13 protein-coding genes and 2 tRNA genes are annotated in these 17,414 nt (G+C 64.4%); 6 read left to right on the plus strand and 9 right to left on the minus strand.

What is annotated here, in order from left to right; genetic code table 11:
• Nucleotides 1–25: 25 nt before the first annotated feature.
• The gene (locus ACXR2T_RS01790) at nucleotides 26–1,813 is read right to left on the minus strand and encodes a S1C family serine protease (RefSeq protein ID WP_458840433.1); all 1,788 of its coding nucleotides are present in this window, start codon (nucleotides 1,811–1,813) and stop codon (nucleotides 26–28) included.
• A gap of 186 nt (nucleotides 1,814–1,999) precedes the next feature.
• Between ACXR2T_RS01790 and ACXR2T_RS01795 the strand changes: the two genes are divergently transcribed.
• Nucleotides 2,000–2,073 (plus strand) — tRNA-Met (locus ACXR2T_RS01795).
• Nucleotides 2,074–2,218: 145 nt separating this feature from the next.
• Nucleotides 2,219–2,404, plus strand: a complete 186-nt coding sequence (locus ACXR2T_RS01800; protein ID WP_458815621.1) for a hypothetical protein — start codon at nucleotides 2,219–2,221, stop codon at nucleotides 2,402–2,404.
• On the opposite strand, the gene ACXR2T_RS01805 is transcribed toward ACXR2T_RS01800, so the two are convergent.
• Complete coding sequence (locus tag ACXR2T_RS01805) at nucleotides 2,401–3,333, minus strand: hypothetical protein (RefSeq protein WP_458815619.1); 933 nt, start codon at nucleotides 3,331–3,333, stop codon at nucleotides 2,401–2,403. The two genes, ACXR2T_RS01800 and ACXR2T_RS01805, sit on opposite strands and share 4 nt — an antisense overlap.
• Before the next feature lie 152 nt (nucleotides 3,334–3,485).
• On the opposite strand from ACXR2T_RS01805, the gene ACXR2T_RS01810 reads away from it, so the two are divergent.
• Nucleotides 3,486–3,559: transfer RNA gene (locus ACXR2T_RS01810), tRNA-Met, on the plus strand.
• Nucleotides 3,560–3,585: 26 nt separating this feature from the next.
• On the opposite strand, the gene ACXR2T_RS01815 is transcribed toward ACXR2T_RS01810, so the two are convergent.
• On the minus strand, nucleotides 3,586–4,614 hold the full coding sequence (locus tag ACXR2T_RS01815; RefSeq protein WP_458815617.1) for an alpha/beta fold hydrolase: 1,029 nt from the start codon (nucleotides 4,612–4,614) through the stop codon (nucleotides 3,586–3,588).
• Nucleotides 4,615–4,677: 63 nt separating this feature from the next.
• Between ACXR2T_RS01815 and ACXR2T_RS01820 the strand changes: the two genes are divergently transcribed.
• Nucleotides 4,678–5,661, plus strand: a complete 984-nt coding sequence (locus ACXR2T_RS01820; protein WP_458815615.1) for a helix-turn-helix transcriptional regulator — start codon at nucleotides 4,678–4,680, stop codon at nucleotides 5,659–5,661.
• Between the two features lie 92 nt (nucleotides 5,662–5,753).
• Here the strand turns inward: ACXR2T_RS01820 and ACXR2T_RS01825 are convergent, their stop codons facing one another.
• The 4 genes from ACXR2T_RS01825 to ACXR2T_RS01840 form a co-directional block, all read right to left on the minus strand.
• A complete protein-coding gene (locus tag ACXR2T_RS01825) occupies nucleotides 5,754–7,502 on the minus strand; it encodes an HNH endonuclease signature motif containing protein (RefSeq protein ID WP_489945480.1) in 1,749 nt (582 codons plus the stop codon).
• The gene (locus ACXR2T_RS01830) at nucleotides 7,472–7,609 is read right to left on the minus strand and encodes a hypothetical protein (RefSeq protein WP_458838324.1); all 138 of its coding nucleotides are present in this window, start codon (nucleotides 7,607–7,609) and stop codon (nucleotides 7,472–7,474) included. The genes ACXR2T_RS01825 and ACXR2T_RS01830 overlap by 31 nt, the downstream gene beginning before the upstream one ends.
• 147 nt (nucleotides 7,610–7,756) lie before the next feature.
• The gene (locus tag ACXR2T_RS01835) at nucleotides 7,757–10,822 is read right to left on the minus strand and encodes a UPF0182 family membrane protein (protein WP_458838323.1); all 3,066 of its coding nucleotides are present in this window, start codon (nucleotides 10,820–10,822) and stop codon (nucleotides 7,757–7,759) included.
• Nucleotides 10,823–10,969: 147 nt separating this feature from the next.
• On the minus strand, nucleotides 10,970–12,169 hold the full coding sequence (locus tag ACXR2T_RS01840) for a YlbL family protein (RefSeq protein ID WP_458838322.1): 1,200 nt from the start codon (nucleotides 12,167–12,169) through the stop codon (nucleotides 10,970–10,972).
• Nucleotides 12,170–12,337: 168 nt separating this feature from the next.
• Here ACXR2T_RS01840 and ACXR2T_RS01845 point away from each other — a divergent pair, with 168 nt between their 5' ends.
• Nucleotides 12,338–13,795: a zinc-dependent metalloprotease gene (locus ACXR2T_RS01845; protein ID WP_458838321.1), complete on the plus strand. Its 1,458-nt coding sequence runs from the start codon at nucleotides 12,338–12,340 to the stop codon at nucleotides 13,793–13,795.
• 118 nt (nucleotides 13,796–13,913) lie between these two features.
• Nucleotides 13,914–14,717: a hypothetical protein gene (locus tag ACXR2T_RS01850; protein WP_458838320.1), complete on the plus strand. Its 804-nt coding sequence runs from the start codon at nucleotides 13,914–13,916 to the stop codon at nucleotides 14,715–14,717.
• A 19-nt stretch (nucleotides 14,718–14,736) separates the two neighbouring features.
• Here the strand turns inward: ACXR2T_RS01850 and ACXR2T_RS01855 are convergent, their stop codons facing one another.
• Nucleotides 14,737–16,455 carry an ATP-dependent helicase gene (locus ACXR2T_RS01855; RefSeq protein ID WP_458838319.1) on the minus strand — a complete coding sequence of 573 codons (1,719 nt, stop codon included), beginning with the start codon at nucleotides 16,453–16,455 and terminating at the stop codon, nucleotides 14,737–14,739.
• A complete protein-coding gene (gene nudC / locus ACXR2T_RS01860) occupies nucleotides 16,452–17,381 on the minus strand; it encodes an NAD(+) diphosphatase (protein WP_458838318.1) in 930 nt (309 codons plus the stop codon). Before nudC ends, ACXR2T_RS01855 begins: the two co-directional genes overlap by 4 nt.
• Nucleotides 17,382–17,414 lie beyond the last annotated feature (33 nt).

Consider the following 17,414-nt stretch of genomic DNA (forward strand, 5'->3'; position numbering starts at 1 on the left):
CGGGATACGAGTGAGCGTTATGCCCTTACCATTCGAGCTCGCCGAGCTTGGCTTCGGTCTGCGCGGCCTTGCCGCCGCGGGTGTAGTCGATCGTGACCGTGCTGCCGCCCGCATTCATGCGCACCAGCGCAGACACCGAGGTGCCGTCGACCGCGGGCACACCGTTCACGGCAGTGACTACGTCGCCCGCGCGCAGTCCAGCCTTGTCGGCGGCGCCGCCCTTCATGACGTCGACCAGCAGGCCACCCGCGTGGTTAGCGTCTTCGTCGGTGTCCTGCGACGAATCGGCGACGCTCGCACCAAGCAGGCCGTGCGAGGGTTGTTCGCCAGCAATGATCGAGTCGGCGACCCGGGCCGCCAGGTTCGAGGGAATCGCGAACCCGAGGCCCGCGCTGCCGGCCACGCCGTCAGAACTCGTGGGCGAGGCGATAGCGACATTGATGCCGATCAACTCGCCCTTGCCGTTCAGCAGCGCGCCGCCCGAGTTACCCGGGTTGATGGACGCGTCGGTCTGCACAACAGGCAGGGTGACCGTGCCGGTGCGCTGTTGCTGTTGCTGTTGGCCGCCGTCTTGCCCCTGATCGGGGAGGCCGAATCGGAAGTCCCACGGGAAGCCGTAGCTGTCGCCGCCGTCTTGTTCGCCCTGACCACCCTGGTCGCCCTGACCGTCTTGACCGTCTTGCGGTGTTGCAGGGTCTTGCGGAATGAGCGGGCTTCCTACCGAGATGCCACGGTAGAGCGAGCTCACAACACCGCTCGTGACAGTGTTCGCGAGGTTGAGGGGAGCACCAATGGCCACCGTGAGATCACCCACGTTGAGCTTGCTGGAATCCGCCACTTTAATAGCGGGAAGCCCGGTAGCTTCGACCTTCACGACGGCGAGGTCGGCATACGGGTCGACGCCGACGAGCTTGCCGTCGAGAATGCGGCCGTCACTGAGTTTCACGCGGATCTTGGCGTTATCGCTGGCCGCGCCATCGAGTGTCACCACGTGCGCGTTCGTGACGATGTAACCGTCTTCGCTGTAGATCACGCCTGAACCCGATCCGCTCGCGCTTGCGCCCGCCACCTCGAGTGTCACAACGCTCGGCGTAGCCACCGCGGCCACACCCGAGATCGCGGTGGCGGTCTCTGCGTTGTTGAGCGTGAGCGTGCCGCTCGCTCCCTGCGCCACAACCTGCTGCGTACCGTTTGCCGAGACCACGGCCGCAACGCCGCCACCGACTACACCGCCCAGCAGTGCACCGATTGCAAGCCCCGCGAGCAGCATGCCCGTGCGGCCCTTCGGCTGCGCGCTGTGGTGACCGTTGTAGTCACCGCCGTCGCCGTTGTTACCGTTGCCGCTGTTGCCACTGTGACCCTGCGCGCTCCCACTGCCATCTACCGGTGCAGCTTCGCGAGTAGCGACTGGCGCAGCAAAGCTCGACCCCGGCGCCTGTTGGTATGACGCGTTCGGCTGCTGCTGCTGTTGCTGCTGCTGCTGGAAGCCTGGCACCTGCGGCGCTGGCAGGTTCGGCAGCGGCGTAGTGGCCTGTGCGGCAGCGGGCCACTGTGCCCTGTGCTGAGCCACCGGCACCCGGGGCGCCAACGGAGCCGTCGGCACGGCTGGTGCGGACACAGCTGGTGCGGGCACAGTGTGTGTGGGCGCAACTGGTGCAGCGTGCGGTAACTGGGTCGTAACCTGCTCGTGCGGTGCTACCTGGGGCTGCGGTGCCGCAGGTGCGGGGTAGCTGGTGGGCTCTGGTGCCGCAGCACCCGCAGCGTTGTTGCTTGCTGGCGTTGCTGGCGTGTTGTTCTCGGGCGTTGTGGCCATGGTGGCTCCCTTCGTATGTCTCAACTGTGGCCTGCAAACCTATGAATTCAATTTGGAAGGGCTGCACAGAACCTGCTGGTCTCGATTCCCCCACCCTCGCACACACCTCAGACGGGCGGCGCAACACGCCCTGTGCACACACGATTCGTGAGGCCCAAATACCCGTGATAGAGTTACTTCTTGTGACGCGGGGTGGAGCAGCTCGGTAGCTCGCCGGGCTCATAACCCGGAGGTCGTAGGTTCAAATCCTGCCCCCGCAACTGTGAGAAAGGCCCTCGGTTTGGTATTAACACCAAACCGGGGGCCTTTCGCTTTGCTGTCCACGTGAGCCATTCTGGGGCTGGCCCTTCTCGCTGGGACCCACCCACTGTTCCGTCTGGCCAAGAACTCTCTGCCGACCCAGGCATGCAGATCTTCAATCAGCAGATCCTCAAGAACGACATCGAATCAATTCTGGCGAGCCTCGCGTGCACTCAGGCCCGCGACGCACACACGAACACGCTAATCGTGGTTACCTTCGCTGCGGGCGTGACTTTGTTCTTCGGCCACGCTGCGCTCTGGGATCGCCCAGGAAAGAAGCCAGTTGCCTAAGCAAACACAGCCCCACTGTCCCCCACGCCCTTCGAGGGTCTCAGCACGCTTCGCCAGAACACCGTACTCCACAGGGCAATGCCCAGAAAACTCAGCACGGTCCCGGTCACCTGCAGCGCTGGCCCGAGGGCCGCAAACTCCGGCCGAATTTCGAGCACCGGCTCTGTCAGGGTGGGTTGGGAACTCATACGCAGGGAGGCCGTGGCCGCAAGGGATCTACCCACGTTGCCCAGATGCACGAGCAGGGCCGACAAGACCGTGCGCGTCACCCAGTCGCTTTGCAGTTTGCGCGTTTCAGCGTCGACATCGACATTCTCGCCGAACGCCGGCCTCGCGATGCGCACGAGGGCCACAAGAGCGATAATCAGCAGCAGTAGCAACGCAATAAGAGCGGGAACCGAAAAGTACCAGCCGTAGATCTCTGTCGCCGCGCGCTGCGTTCCGGCTTCGATTTCGTGCATGCGATAGCGCCCCTCGGAGTCGAGCGACGAGACCCGCCCCGCTGCGATGGCGACCGCTACCGCGACGAGTGCAAGCACACCTATCCATACCAGTTCACCCCTGCGAGCGAACCCCCAGATAGGACGCCGCACGAGGGCCACCCCGGTCGCGCGCGCGGGCGCACACGCCATGAGCGCCACTGCCAGTAGAGCCGCAATGAGTGGCAGCGCGTACTTTATAGGAGTGTCGCGCAGCCCCCACGCGAGCTCAGTCAGGCGCGGCAGACGCAGAAGCAAGAGCAATAGTTCTGCAGCGAAAGGCACCACAAGAAACACAAACGCAGTGATTGCTCCGGCTGCCGCAAGCTTGCGCGCCACAGGAGTTGGGGCGGCCCTAGAGTGCCTTCTCTCAAGGAACGCAAGTACGAGCCCCGCTGCGATGGCAGCCACAAACGGGCCGACGAGATAGAGCAGGTAGATCCTCAGCATCGTTACCTCCGACGTATTGCGCAATTGGCACAAAGTGTAACGAGTTGCCGTTACTCCATCAACAGCACAGGCTCCATGTCGCAAAGCAACACGCCCGCGTGCACGCCGCTTTGCGGCATGCGACAGGCACCCCGCTAAGCTAATGATTGTGACGCGGGGTGGAGCAGCTCGGTAGCTCGCCGGGCTCATAACCCGGAGGTCGTAGGTTCAAATCCTGCCCCCGCAACTGTGAGAAAGGCCCTTGGCTTGGAATTATTTCCAAGCCAAGGGCCTTTCGCTTTCCTGCCTCCAAGCCCCGCGCACAGGCCCGCTGCTCCTGGGCCCATCTACCGGGCTTGAATGTTTAGCAAGCCAGTCCAAGATCTCTCGGGTAGATTCCTCGTGACGTTCCTGCTGCACCCAATGACCACTATCGAGGCTGACTTCTTCGACATTCGGCACGTACGCGGAAAGCTGTTCGGAGCGGGCGACCGCGTCACGATTACCGTAGATCATGAGGGCAGGCTGCTGAATAATCGGGTTGGCGTCTGCGAGCAGGTGCCAGTTTCGGTTGAGGTTGCGATACCAATTAATACCTCCGGTAAACCCCGAACGCTCGAACGCTGAAGCGTAGACAGCGAGTTGCTGCTCGCTGAGCAGGGGTTCGCCGAGGGGACAGTCGTTGCGAGCGATCTGGATCATTGCCATGCCCGGTTTTGGTGGCGAAAGCGGCTCGTCCCTACGGTAGAGATTGTTAATAAACTTTGCAGGATTGGCGTCGAAGATCGCGTCTGCGACGCCCGGCTGTTTGTTGAAGTGAACAAAATAGTAGTCACCCCCAAACACCGCCTCCATGAAGTCGATCCACGGCATGTCGCCACGCATTAGGTAGGGCAAGCTGAGAGCCACGATCCTATCGATACGCTGCGGATACAGCAGCGCGAAGCTCCAGACAACGAACGCACCCCAGTCGTGGCCAATGAAGGTTGCACTCTCGTAGCCAAAGTGATCAAGCAGTGCCGCCAGGTCACCCGTTAGGTGCTCGATGTCGTATTCAATCACTTCGTCTGGTCTGGCTGAATTGCCAAATCCCCGCTGGTTAGGGGCGATCACATGGTAACCGGCAGCGACAAGAGCGGGAATCTGATAGCGCCAGGTGTACGCAAGATCTGGCCATCCATGGCACAGCACAATCGGATTCCCTTCGTTCTCGCGGCCAGCCTCGAACACCTCGAGGGCAACACCGTTCACAGAAATAATGGTGGCTTCAGGGAATGGAATCTCGTCACTTTTCTTGTACATGTATTCAAGGTATCGAGCTAAACAGGACACCCAGTGACCGGTTTTTCTGGAAAGATGAAAATTGTGAAATCCGATCGATTAGTCGCCATTCTCTTGATGCTGCAGCGGCGCGAACAAGTCACTGCAGCAGAAGTCGCAAAGGAGCTCGAGATCTCAGAGCGCACCGCCCGCAGAGATCTCGACGCGCTCGGACTAGCAGGAATCCCCATCTATTCGGTCCAGGGCCGAAGGGGTGGCTGGCGACTTCTAGGTGGCGGGCGCACCGACCTTTCGGGCCTCACTGCCAGCGAAGCTCGCGCCCTATTCCTGGTCGCAGGGCCAGCAGCTTCGACGACTCCTGAGTTGAAAGCGGCACTTCGAAAACTCGTCAGAGCTCTGCCCGAGACTTTTCGTGAGCAGGCCGAAGCCGCCGCTTCTTCACTGCTCAGTGATTCACAACCGTGGGGTTCGGCCCGTGTTGCAATTTCAACACCCCCGTTCCTTGAGACGCTGCAGGACGCCGTCATTCGCGGCGTGCGGGTGGAGCTCAGCTACGTCGACAGTGCCGGAAACGCGTCGAAGAGGACCGTTGACCCGCTGGGCCTGGTGGCAAAAGAGTCACACTGGTACCTCGTTGCACAGACGAGAGCAGGTCAACGTACCTTTCGCATCGACCGCGTCACTGCCGTCACCCTCAGCAATGTCCTCGCGCACCGGCCCGCGAACTTCGACCTCACAGAGACCTGGCGCAATCTCACCGATGAGGCGAATCACAGACACTCGAACATCGAAGTTCACGCGAGCTGCACACCCGACGGGCTCGACTTCCTGCGCGCTGCGGTCGGCGGCAATCTAGAGATCGGCCCGCCTGCAAGCGATGGCCGCATCCCTGTGGTGATCCATGCACCCAGCGACTACGGGATCGCTGGCCATCTCGCGGGGCTCGTCGAGTGGCTCGAGATCACCAGCCCACAAAGCGTGCGGGACCATTTGGCTGGGATAGGAGCAGCGCTTACTGGGCGATATACCAAAACCGGTACTGACGTAGCAGCTGAGCCTAAAAGTTAGCCAGTTCGTACTGCTCTTGCTGGACTGCCGCCCGCCCCTCTGGAGCAATGAAGTATTCCTCCTGTGGACACACTCGTCCCAGGAGGATTCTTTTACCCCGTTCGCGGCCTGCGCTGCTGCCCCGGCACCGCCCGCCCCGCCACATGCTCCATCGCCACCGCCCACACCGACCTGGCCGGCCGCCACACCATACCGGGATCCCACCACCTCGGCCCCCGCACCTCGGGCAACCCCGCCACCATGCGCACATGCCAGCCACCCGCCTCCACACTGCGGTGATGCCACCAACACAACAGCACGCCATTCTCCGTCGTCGTCTTACCACCTGCCGCCCACCCCGTCACATGATGCACCTCACACCACGCCCCCGGCACCGTGCACCCGGGAATCACACAACCCCCATCACGCGCCGTGATCGCCCGCCGCTGCACCGCCGTAAACAACCGGGCCGGGCTCTCAAGCCCCACAATCCGCCCCGTCTCACCCACCAGCACCCGCTGCGTCGCGCCCGCACACATGCTGTGCCGCACCGCCGCAAACCCCACCGGCACCGGCACCCCGTCAGCACCGTGTAGCCACGCCGCCCCCACCCGCTCGGGCCGGCCCTGCACACCCGTGCTGGTACGGCCACCACCAGCGTGCGTGCCGCCGCGGCCCGCCGCCTGCTGCGCTGCAGCCTGATCGGCGCGCGCGATATCGCGGGCCAGGCTCGCCGCCAGCTCGGCCTGGGTCGTCTGAATGAGTACCGTCACCGGCGCCCCACCCTGAGTAGGCATCTGGGCGGCCTGCCCGGCCATCTGAGCGATCAGCATGAGCGAGTCATGCATCTTCTGCCCCTGCGACCGGGCATCCTCTGGCCGGGGCGTCAAGTCGGGCTCAAGATCTTCGGAGTCTGGTGCATCAGCGGCACGAAACCGCACCCGCGACGCCTCGGAAAGATCACCCGTCGGGTTGTCGGTTGAGTCGGTTGACTCGGTCGTGTTGCCCGGGTCGGCCGCGCTCGCCGGGTCGGCCGCGCTCGCCGGGTCGGCCGTGTTGGTTGCTGTGTTCGGGGAGTTGAGCGCCGTGATCAAGTTGCCCAGCAGCGCCGCCACCTCTGGCGTGAGCGCCCCACGCACGGGCACCAGGCCCCGCCACATACGCCCCAACCGAAACGAACGACGAGCAAGCACCGACTCCTCGTCAGGCTCAGGCCCGTCTTGATCAAGCGCCGTCACCCAATACGCACAAATCTCGCGCACCGTGTCATGCCCCACCGGCAACCGCTCCGCCACCCCACCCGCATCAACATCGCCGGCCGCGTCAACATCAGCATCAGCATCAGCATCAGCATCAGCATCAGCATCAGCGCCAGCATCAGCGCCAGCATCAAGGTCAGCATCACCCGCAGCACCTGCAAAGCCGTGGTCTTCGGGATACCCCGCCGCCTGATTCACAATGCACCGCTCAGCCTCTGCCACCTCCGCCGGGCCAACATGGCCAGGCACCTTGCGCAGCGCGTCAGCAATCATCTGCGCCGTCTCAAACGACACATCCCCCGCATAAAACGCGGCCGCAATCGCCGGAAACACGGGCCCAATCACACCACCCGAATACCCTTGATCAGGGCGTAGATCACTCGCGAGCAGGGCACGCTGCCGCAGCAGCCGATGAGACCTACGCGTAATGCGCTGCAGCACATCAACCCCGTCGCGACACCCCAACCGGCCCGCAAGCGTCTCACGCGTATCACCCACGCAACGCTCCACCACCGTGCCCTCGGCCCGCACAATCAACGCTTCGAGCTGCCGGGACGCCTGCTCAAGCCCGGTTACGAGAGCGAGCAGGGAGTCATCTGCGATGAGTGCGAATCGCGGTCACCCATACGCTCAGAAAGGTCAGCCAGACCTGACACAAGCTGCTCCGCTTCAACGGTCAAATCCTCTGTCCCAGCTACATTGCTGGACATGATCTAAGTATATCACGTATACGGTAAACATGTTCGAAATCGCTTAAAGATACGAAACCAAAACACCAAGGAACACCGAAGCGAGCCCGGCACCAGTTCAATTAAGAACCGGTGCCGGGCCCGCTCAGCAACAGCGCAAGAGTGAAACTACTCTGCCGCGAGAGCGGCGTCGAGCGCCTCCTTCAGCTTCGCATCGGCCTTGCCGTAGGCCGCCCAATCACCCTTCTGCATTGCGGCATCACGATCCTTGATCGCGGCCTGCATCTGCTTGAGCGCTTCGTCGAGCGTCATTGTCGAACCAGCATCTGTCGAACCAGAATCAGATGAACCCGATCCGGCCGAGCCGTCTTCGTCAGTGGGCGCTTCGGCATCGGGATCCGGAGCTTCAGTGGGCGTATCGCCGTCACCGGCGTTCGCCCCCGAGTCACCCGCGAAGAGCGCGTCGAGCGCGCCGTCGAGGGTGTCCTCGAACGCGATCTGGTCACCGAACGACACCAGCACCTTCTGCAGGATCGGGAAGCTCGTACCCGACTTTGCCTTCACGTACACCGGCTGCACGTACAGCAGCCCGCCGCCCACCGGCAGTGTCAGCAGGTTACCGCTGATCACTTCACTCTCGCCCTGACGCAGAATGTTGAGCAGGTTCGAGACCTTCGAGTCGGTCGTAAAGCTGTTCTGCACCTGACCGGGGCCAGGAATCGAGTTGCTCTTGGGCAGGGTGAGCATCTTCAGCGAACCGTAGTCCTTCGACACTTTGCCCTTCACGTTGCCCGCGTTCGAGTTCGCAGCGAGGTAACCCGTGAGAATGTCTCGCTGGGTCTCGCCCTCAGACGCCGGAATGTACGTCGAGTAAATCGAGTAGTTCGGGTCAGCCTTAGCACCCGCCGCGAGCGTCAGATAGTACGGCGGCTGCAAGAACTTCTGCGCGCTCGCCTGCGTTCCCGTGACCGGGTCATTGGGCGTGCGCCACTTATCTTCTTCTGAGTAGAACGCGTCGGGCTGGGTGACGTGGTACTCACCGAGCATGGCGCGCTGCACCTTGAACAGGTCTGACGGGTAACGCACGTGGCTCATGAGGTCGCCGCTCATCTCAGAGATGCTCGTGAGCGTGCCGGGGAAAATCTTGCCCCACGACTTCAGCAGCGGGTCTTCGGTGTCCCAGGCATACAGTTTCACCGAACCGTCGTAGGCGTCAACCGTGGCCTTCACCGAGTTGCGAATGTAGTTGATCGGCTTTGGCAGCGGGTTGCGCTCCTTGTTCGCCGAGTCAACGGTCAGCGCGTTCATGTCGGCTACCTCTGAGTAGGGGTAGTCGGCCGACGTAGTGTAGCCGTCGATGATCCACACGATACGCCCGTCAACGACCGAGGAGTACGGCGACTCGTCAATCGTCAGGTACGGCGCAACCTTCTTGACGCGGTCGACAGGGTTGCGGTCGTAAAGAATCTGGGAGCCGTCAACCACGGCGCCCGACAACAGCACCTCCATGTCCTGGAACTTGAGCGCATAGATCAGCTTCGTGAAGATGTTGCTCAGCTCGGGGCCGCCGTCACCCTTAAAGGTGGTCATGTTCTGCAGGCCGCCATCACCCTCGGCGACAGCGTCTTCTGCCGCAGCGTCTTCTGCCGCAGCGTCTTCTGCCGCAGCCTCGTCGGTGGCGGTATCGGTCTTATCGGCCTCAGCCTCAGTCGCGTCGGGCGCGTCTTCGGCTGACGCCTCTGCAATGCTCTCGGCGTCGGCCGGGAAGTCGAGCTCGATGGCCTTCTTGCGCTCTCCACCCACGATCGAATACTCGGGCGAGTTCTCGCCGAAGTAGACGCGCGGCTCAAACTCGCCGAGCTTACCGCTCGTCGGAATGCCGCTCTCGAGGAACACGGGCTCGCCGCCGGCAGAACGCTGGTTGCCGTACGAGGCGACCAGGCCGTAACCGTGCGTGTACACGAGCGTGCGGTTGTACCAGCCGCTCTGGTCACGAATGTCGATGTCTCGAATAGCCGAGACCGTATCTTCGATCTTGCCATCGATCTCATAGCGATCGACGTTCAGTGACTTGGGGAACTGGTAATACTGCCGGATCTGTTCAAGCTGCGCAAACGTGGGCGACACGACCTCGGGGTCGATGATACGAATGTTGGCGGTAGTCGCGGCGTCATTGCGCAGCGCCCCCGGCTCTGCGTCGGTGACCGCGTCGTAGCGTTCCTTTTCGACATCTTCAATGCCGTAGGCCGCCCGCGTCGCGTCAATGTTGCGCTGAATGTACTCGGACTCGAGGCTCTTCTCGTCGGGGTTCACCTGGAACTGCTGCACACCCCACGGGTAACCGACACCGAGCACGATGCTCGACACCAGAAACAGCGCCGTGCCCACAACCGGCAGCCGCCACTTGCCGGTCACAGAGGTGACAAAGAACAGCAGCGCCACAATGATCGCGATGCCCGCCAGAATCTGTTTACCCGGAATCAGTGCGTGCACGTCTTGGAACATGGCACCGGTACGAATACCCTCACCGCCGGTGAGCGTACGGTACTGGTCAAGCCACAGGCTCACACCCTGCAGCAGCAGGTAGACGCCAGCCAAGATGGCCGCCTGAATGCGGGTCGCCTTCGAGACGCGCACGTCGCGGCCCGAGAAGGAGATACCGCCGTACAGATAACTGGTGGCGACGCCCGCAATGAGCGACAGCATGATCACGGCTGACGCGAAGGCCACAATGCCCTGCAGCATGGGCAGGTCAAACATGTAGAACGAGACGTCGAGCCCAAACTGGGCATCTTTCTCACCCGTGGGCTCACTGTTGAGCCACAGCAGTGCACGCTGCCAGTTCGCGGCGGCCGCGAAACCGCCAAACAGACCGATGAGTGACGGCAACGCCCACTTCACGAGCCGGCGCAGCGGCTCGAATAGCTCCTGATACCGGTCGAGCTGCGCTGTCAGGCGCGCGTACACGGGGCGCTTGCGGTACGCGATATCGATCGCGAAGAATAGCGGCACGGCAAGGCCAAGAAAGCCGAGCACAAACATGGTGCCGGCGGCGATCCACTGTGTCGTCAGCACCGGCAAGAAGCCGACCTGCCGGTACCACAGCACCTCCGCGGCGACCGCGGCGGCTGCGAGAAAGCCGAGTATGAGGGCCACCACGATCACGATGGTCACCGCGAGCGGCGACATCCGGCGCGAGCGTGCGGCCTGAGCATGTACGTTCTGGTCGGTCACGTCTTCGTATTACTTCCTGTCCGAGCTTGCGCCCAGCAAGTGCGGGGCGCGGTCTACACCCTCGAGCCTATCGCGCAGGCGTCGCCCTGAGCTGACAATTGCTGCGTTCGATGCGGAGCGAAGCGCGCACCCTCCGCTCACTTCGCGCTAACCCTCCGCGACGCCGCCAGCGCTGCAGCGCTCGAGCCCAGCGACCTGACCACCCGAGGCCGCCGTATCAATCGCTGCCGCCGCTTCGGCGAGCGTCGCTACGGGGGCCACGCGCAGCTCCTTTGGAAACCCTTCGACGTCTGCGCAGTTCGCCACGGGCATCAAGAACAGGTCACTGCCCGCCCGCTTGGCCGCCCAGGCCTTTTGTGTTAGCCCACCAATTGGGCCCACCTCGCCCTTGGCGGTGAGCGTGCCAGTCCCCGACACGGCGAGGCCGCCAAGCTCGGGTGAGTCGCCGAGCCGGTCCATGATCGCAAGCCCAAAGATGAGCCCGGCACTCGGCCCCCCGATCTGCGGCACACTAATGTCGACCTCGCGCGGCAGCTCGAACGACGAAGCGATCACGACCCCGAGACGCGGGTCGCCCCCCGGGTTTTGCGGCTGCGGCGTCACCCGCACGCTGCGGTCTTTGCCTTCGCGCCGGATCCCGATCTCGATCTCACCGTCGGACGCAGATACCGCGGCAATCAGGTCATCGAAGCTTTCAAGCGGTGCACCGCCCACGCTCACGAGCTCGTCCCCCGCTTCGAGTAGTCCCGCAGCGGCCCCGTGTTCGTCGACTCCGTCGACGCTGAGAGCCACTTTTACGGGCAACCCCAGCTCGGCGAACGCGGCGGCGGCGGCCTGCACCTGCGAATTGTCCATCTGCATCGATGTCACCTTCTCGCGCTGCTCGACGGTGATGCCTTCGGGATAAAAGTTGGTCACGGGCGCAATCGACTGCGACGGGTCAAACAGCGCCGGAATCAAGGCTGCCCAGTTGAGTGGCTTCTGCGGGCTGCCCGTGATCTGCACGGTTAAGAGGTTGAGTGCGCCCGCCGCCTCGGCGTCTTGCGCCTCTTTCTTTTGCCCCGCTACTGTGAGCACCGGCACATCTTCACCCTCGACCTGCACGGTGCCGAGCACATCGACGACCGGGCCGGGGCGCTCGATCGCATAGGGTGACGGAACGGTGGCCGCGAGCAAAACGGCGATCGCCACCAGACCCATTACGGTCTCCGTGCGGTTGGCGCGCACGAGTGCCCACGTGCGCCGACACAAGCGCACCAGTTTGCCCGGCCGCTTCGCCTCATTCGCTGGCGCTGTGTCCCCCGTGGGTGCGTTCTGCTCGTTCACGCTTGCGGGTTCGAAATTCACGGGTGCTCTTCTCGTTTGTGCGCTGCAGGTCTCGCCCACCGGCGGCGATGACCGTGCCTGTTCGCACTCGGCGCAACGCAACACGGCGGCCGCCCGCCAATCTAGCAGGCAGTTTCTGGCCGTGTGCCGTAGCGTTGAAGCTGCACCAATCTCACGAGGAGCCAAGACATGAGCACTGGCGACAACAATCGGCCTGACGACGCCGAGAACACCCCCGATTTTGAAGAACTGCAGCGCATGCTGCGTGACATGTTCTCGGGTAGCGGCACCCCGCAGGGCCCCGTCGATGCCGAGCAGTTCGCGAAGGCCGCAGGCATCCCCGTCGACCCCGCCACCCTGCAAAACCTGTTCAGCACGCTGCAGGGTGCGATGCAGCACCCGGGCGAGGGCATCGACTGGTCGGTCACCAGGCGCACCGCCCTCGAAGTGGCAAGCGATGGCACGCCCGCCGCTGACCCTGCGCCAGCGCTGCGCGCGTTTCCTGTCGCGGCGCTGTGGCTCGACGAGGCCACCGAGCTCGGCCCCACTCCAGATGCCCCGCGCGCTATCGGCCGTATCGAGTGGGTGCAGCAGAGCATCGACACGTGGGTGGCGCTCGCTGAGCCCGTCGCCGAATCCATCACGGGGGCGCTCATGAACGCGCTCAACCAACAAATGCCCGAGGAGCTCGGCGACGCCCTCAAGGGCGCGACCCCCATGCTGCGCAGCGTGGGCGGTGCGCTCTTCGCCGTGCAGCTGGGCACGATTATCGGCAAGCTTTCGGGAGAAGTGGTCTCTGCGGGCGACGTCGGCATTCCACTCTTCGAGGGCTCGGGACGCGAGGGCGGTGCCCTCATGGTGGGCGGCGTCAAGAAGTTCGCTGAGGGGCTCGACCAGTCGCTCGACACGGTCATGCTGTACCTTGCGGTGCGTGAGCTCGCGCACGCGCGCCTGTTCAGGCACACGAAGTGGCTCAGGCTGCACCTGCTCACTGCCATCACCGACTACGCGCGCGGTATCAGCATCGACACCGACCGGATCCAGGATCTTGCGCAGGATCTTGATCCGGAGCACCCCGAGCAGATTCAGGAGCTGATCGCGGGCGGGGCCCTGATTCCACCAAAGACCGAGGCGCAGGAGGCCGCGCACGCGCGCCTCGAGACGATGCTCGCCCTGATCGAGGGCTGGGTCGATGTCGTCACGGCAGACGCTGCGAAGCGTATTCCCGGAGCGGAGGCCATCGCCGAGATGGTGCGCAGGCGGCGCGCCACGGGCGGGCCCGCCGAGCACGCGTTCTCATCGCTCGTGGGGCTTGAGCTGCGGCCGCGCAGGCTGCGCGACGCCGCCGCGCTGTGGCGGCTCGTGTCTGAGCGCGGTTCGGTTGCCGTGCGCGATGGCCTGTGGGCGCACCCCGATCTGCTGCCAACGAGCGAGGAGCTCGATCATCCGGCCCGACTCCTCGAGCGTTTGGGGCTCGCTGGGGGCTCCCCGACCACCGAGGTCGACGACTTCGACGCGGCGCTCGCGCAGCTACTCGATGGCGAACTGCCGCCGCACGAAGCTGACAATGGGGGCGGCAACACGAACGGTGACAAGAATGACGACAAGAACGGTGACGCCCCGAGTAGCGACGTAACACCCGAGTAGCGGGGGTGCTGGTCGCGCCTGGTCGTCCACAGGCATCGCCAATGAGCTGTTTTTGGTGAGTTTGCAGCTTGACTGTGGATAACCCGCACGGGGCTACTTTCGCGTTCATACTCGGTCTATGGCACACCTCAAGATTGATCCAGATCTGCCGCTGTGCTGGGAAGACCCCGAGACGCTGCGTGTCGGCTTCGAGCGAGCGCACGCGCGCCTGCACGATCCTTCCCCTGGCGTGCAGCGGCTTCTCTATGCCCTCCTGCGCGGTATCGACCCCCGCCGCATCGCCGAATCTGCGAGCGCAGTAGGGATCACCACCCGCGAGGCCGAACTGGTGATCGATACGCTCGCGCCTGCGCTGGTATCGCCTAGTCAGTCTCCAGGCTCCCCGCCCGGCCTGCGCATGGCGATCTCAGACGACGGCCGGGCGGTGCCCTGGCTCGTCGAAGCGATCGCCGCCACTGGGTTGTGCGACCTGAGTTACGACTACGAGCGTGAGCTACCCGATCTCATCGTCTACGTTGAACGGTTTCTTGAGCCGCTCGAGCGCGCGCAGCGCTGGCTCATCGCTGGGGTGCCGCAGCTGCTCGTGCGGTTCACCGATACCGCGGTACACGTGGGCCCCATCGTTGAGCCCCCGGGCGTCCCGTGCCACATGTGCGTCACACTCGAGTTCATTGCTCGTGACCCGGCATACCCGGTGCTTGCGGCACAGCTGGCCGCCGTGAAACCGCAGAGCGAGACCCGTGCCGCTGTGGGCATCGCAGCAAGCATCGCGGCCGCGCTGATGACCGACTGGGTCGCGGGCGCCGGGCATGTGCACGCCACTCGCGTCGTGATTCCGACGTCACCCGTTCTTCTGGCCGCGGCTCCCCGCATCGAACAGGTAACACCGCACCCCGAGTGCGCGTGCACGCTGCGGAGATGATGCTGAACGCACGCCGTGGCTACACTGCGAGGCCGGCCTCTTCCAAGAACCGTGACGGCAGCCTGCGGCCGCGTGCCCCGCCCGCCACACCAGATAGCCGCAGCGAATCTTTCGCACGCGTGAACGCGACATAAGTGAGCCGCCGCTCTTCGTCGATTGCCGCGTCATCTACCGCGTGCGCGATAGGCAGCACCCCTTCGGCCAAACCCACGACGTGCACGAGCGACCATTCAAGGCCCTTGGCAGCGTGGATCGCGCTCAGCGTGACAGCTTGCAACGTTGGTTCGTGCTGAGTGCGCTGCCTGGCGAGCAGCTCCTCACTGAACTCCTTGATCGTGGCAGCCTCGGGCATCTCGTCCACGAGTGACAGCACCGCCGCAAGCGCCTCCCACTTATCGCGTGCCGCTGCTCCCTCGGGCGCACGCGCCGTCCATCCGCCCGCGCGCAGCACGTCACTCACGATTTGAAACAGTGGCCTGGTGTCGCCCACCTTGGCTTCGCCTCGAATGAGCATCACGGCCTGGCGCACATCAGCGCGGTCAAAAAATCGCTGCGCGCCGTGCACGCGCGTATTCACCCCCGCGAGTTGCAGCGCTTGCTCGAACCTGGCCGACTGCGCGTTCGTACGATAGAGCACGGCAATCTCTGACGGTGGTGTGCCCGTCGCAATGGCGTCGCGCACCGACCCGGCCACGGCCGCCGCTTCGTCGGCCTCCGATGCAAACCAACCGAAACTGGGCGGCGCCGGTGATGCTGCCGATGTCGCAGCCGGTTGCCCGGCTGTCGCCCCGGTGTCGCGGTGCGCACGCAGGGTGAGCGCACCCGGCTGGTCTCGCATCAGCTTGTTCGCGAGGCGCACGACCGGCTCGGTAGAGCGATAGTTACGCTCGAGCCGTATCTCGCGCGCGTTCGGGTACTCAACACCAAAACCGAGCAGGTACGAACTCGATGCGCCCGCAAACGAGTAAATCGTTTGGCTCGCATCGCCCACCACACACAGGTCGTCGCGGTTGCCCAGCCACGCCGACAGCAGGGCGTGCTGCAGCGGCGAGACGTCCTGGTACTCATCTACGGTGAAGAAGCGGTAGCGTTCGCGCACCTGCATCGCGACCCGCGGCTCCGCCTCGAGCATGCCCGTCATAAGCACCAGCACGTCTTCGAAGTCGATCTGACGCCGCTCCTCGAGCAGGCTCGCATAGCCGCGGTGCACGTCAAGCAGCTGCTCTGCAGTGAGGCCCTGCGGCAGCGGGCGATCCGGCAGGCGCGTCTCATAGTCATCGAGGCTAAGCATGGAGGTCTTGCGCCACTCGATCTCGGCGGCCACATCGCGCACGGTTTCGCCGCTCGCGCGCAGTTTCATCGCCTCGAGCACCTGTGACAGTACGGCAGATTTGCCGGGAATGATCTGCGGGGCGGCCCCGCCCACCAGGTCGGGCCAGAAGTGCCCGAGCTGGGCGAGGGCAGCGCCGTGAAAGGTCTGCGCGCGCACGCCGTCTGCGCCCAGCGCACGCAGCCGCCCCTGCAGTTCGCCCGCGGCCTTACGCGTAAAGGTCACCGCGAGCACTCGATCCGGAGCGTAGACACCCGTGCGCACACCGTGCGCGATGCGGTGCGTGATCGCTCGTGTCTTGCCAGTGCCCGCTCCCGCGAGCACCACGACCGGGCCACGCAGAGCCTCGGCGATGTCACGCTGGTCGGGATCGAGGCCCGACAGGATCGGGTCCCCCGTCTCGCTCACGCGCCCTCCTCACACCAGCGATCGAGCAGCCAGCGTGCGATCGACAGCGGCCCGGGCAGCGTCACACCCGGCGGCGGGGTGCGCAGCTCGTCGCGGCTAAACCAGCGCAGCTCCGAGATTTCGGCGGTGTCGGGGCTGAGCGCGTCTGGCGCCTGCCCTGCGGCGAGTCTGGCACGAAACCCGAGCATCAACGACCGGGGAAACGGCCACGGCTGCGAGGCGACGTAGCGCACCTCACCGAGCCGCACACCAGACTCCTCAAACACCTCGCGCCGGGCAGCCTGCTCGAGCGACTCACCGGCCTCCACGAAGCCCGCAAGCAGAGAAAACCGGCCCGCCTCCCACAGCGTATTCGAGCCGAGCAGCACGCGATCGTCGTGCTCGATCAGCACGATGACCGCGGGGTCAGTACGCGGAAAGAACTCACGCCCGGCCGCGTCGGTGCGCGCCCAGCCACCCTGTGCCGGGTGAGTCACCGAACCGTCTGCACCAGAGAACCTTGCAGCCTCATGCCAGCGCAGCAGCGCAGACGCCGCCGCCACTAGCTCGCGCTCGGACTCTTCAAGCCCGAGCGCCGCCTCGAAGGTCGGGCGCCAGCGCGTCTCAGCATCGGTGTCAGACGCCGCTTCGTCTGCGGCGGCAGCGCGTGCGAAGACGGGCGCGCCAGCTACGCGACCGAGAAACACGTGCGCGACCCGGCCGTCGTCGTGGGCGAGCCGCCACGGGCCGCTCGTGGGGGCGAGGGCGAGCCGCTGCTTGCCCTGCTCGCCCTTAGCGAGCTGCGTCACTGGGATCTCTGTGCCGCGCAGGCGCAGAAGACGCGCTCGCGGGTCGTTCCAGGCTTCGGCTAGTAGGTCGTCGCTCAGTCTCGAGGGGGCGTCTCGGTCAAAGGTTCCCTGCGCGAGCGGTGGTACTGCCTGGTCCATCGATTCTCCTCCTTGCGCGTGGCGCGACCCTGC

It is taken from the genome of Leucobacter faecis (assembly GCF_054456635.2).

Bases quoted from the DNA above. Each gene is read 5' to 3' on its own strand.
- ACXR2T_RS01790 (WP_458840433.1), bottom strand. From the start codon at position 1,813: ATGGCCACAACGCCCGAGAACAACACGCCAGCAACGCCAGCAAGCAAC.
- ACXR2T_RS01800 (WP_458815621.1), top strand. From the start codon at position 2,219: ATGCAGATCTTCAATCAGCAGATCCTCAAGAACGACATCGAATCAATT.
- ACXR2T_RS01805 (WP_458815619.1), bottom strand. From the start codon at position 3,333: ATGCTGAGGATCTACCTGCTCTATCTCGTCGGCCCGTTTGTGGCTGCC.
- ACXR2T_RS01815 (WP_458815617.1), bottom strand. From the start codon at position 4,614: ATGTACAAGAAAAGTGACGAGATTCCATTCCCTGAAGCCACCATTATT.
- ACXR2T_RS01830 (WP_458838324.1), bottom strand. From the start codon at position 7,609: ATGTCCAGCAATGTAGCTGGGACAGAGGATTTGACCGTTGAAGCGGAG.
- ACXR2T_RS01845 (WP_458838321.1), top strand. From the start codon at position 12,338: ATGAGCACTGGCGACAACAATCGGCCTGACGACGCCGAGAACACCCCC.
- ACXR2T_RS01850 (WP_458838320.1), top strand. From the start codon at position 13,914: ATGGCACACCTCAAGATTGATCCAGATCTGCCGCTGTGCTGGGAAGAC.
- nudC (WP_458838318.1), bottom strand. From the start codon at position 17,381: ATGGACCAGGCAGTACCACCGCTCGCGCAGGGAACCTTTGACCGAGAC.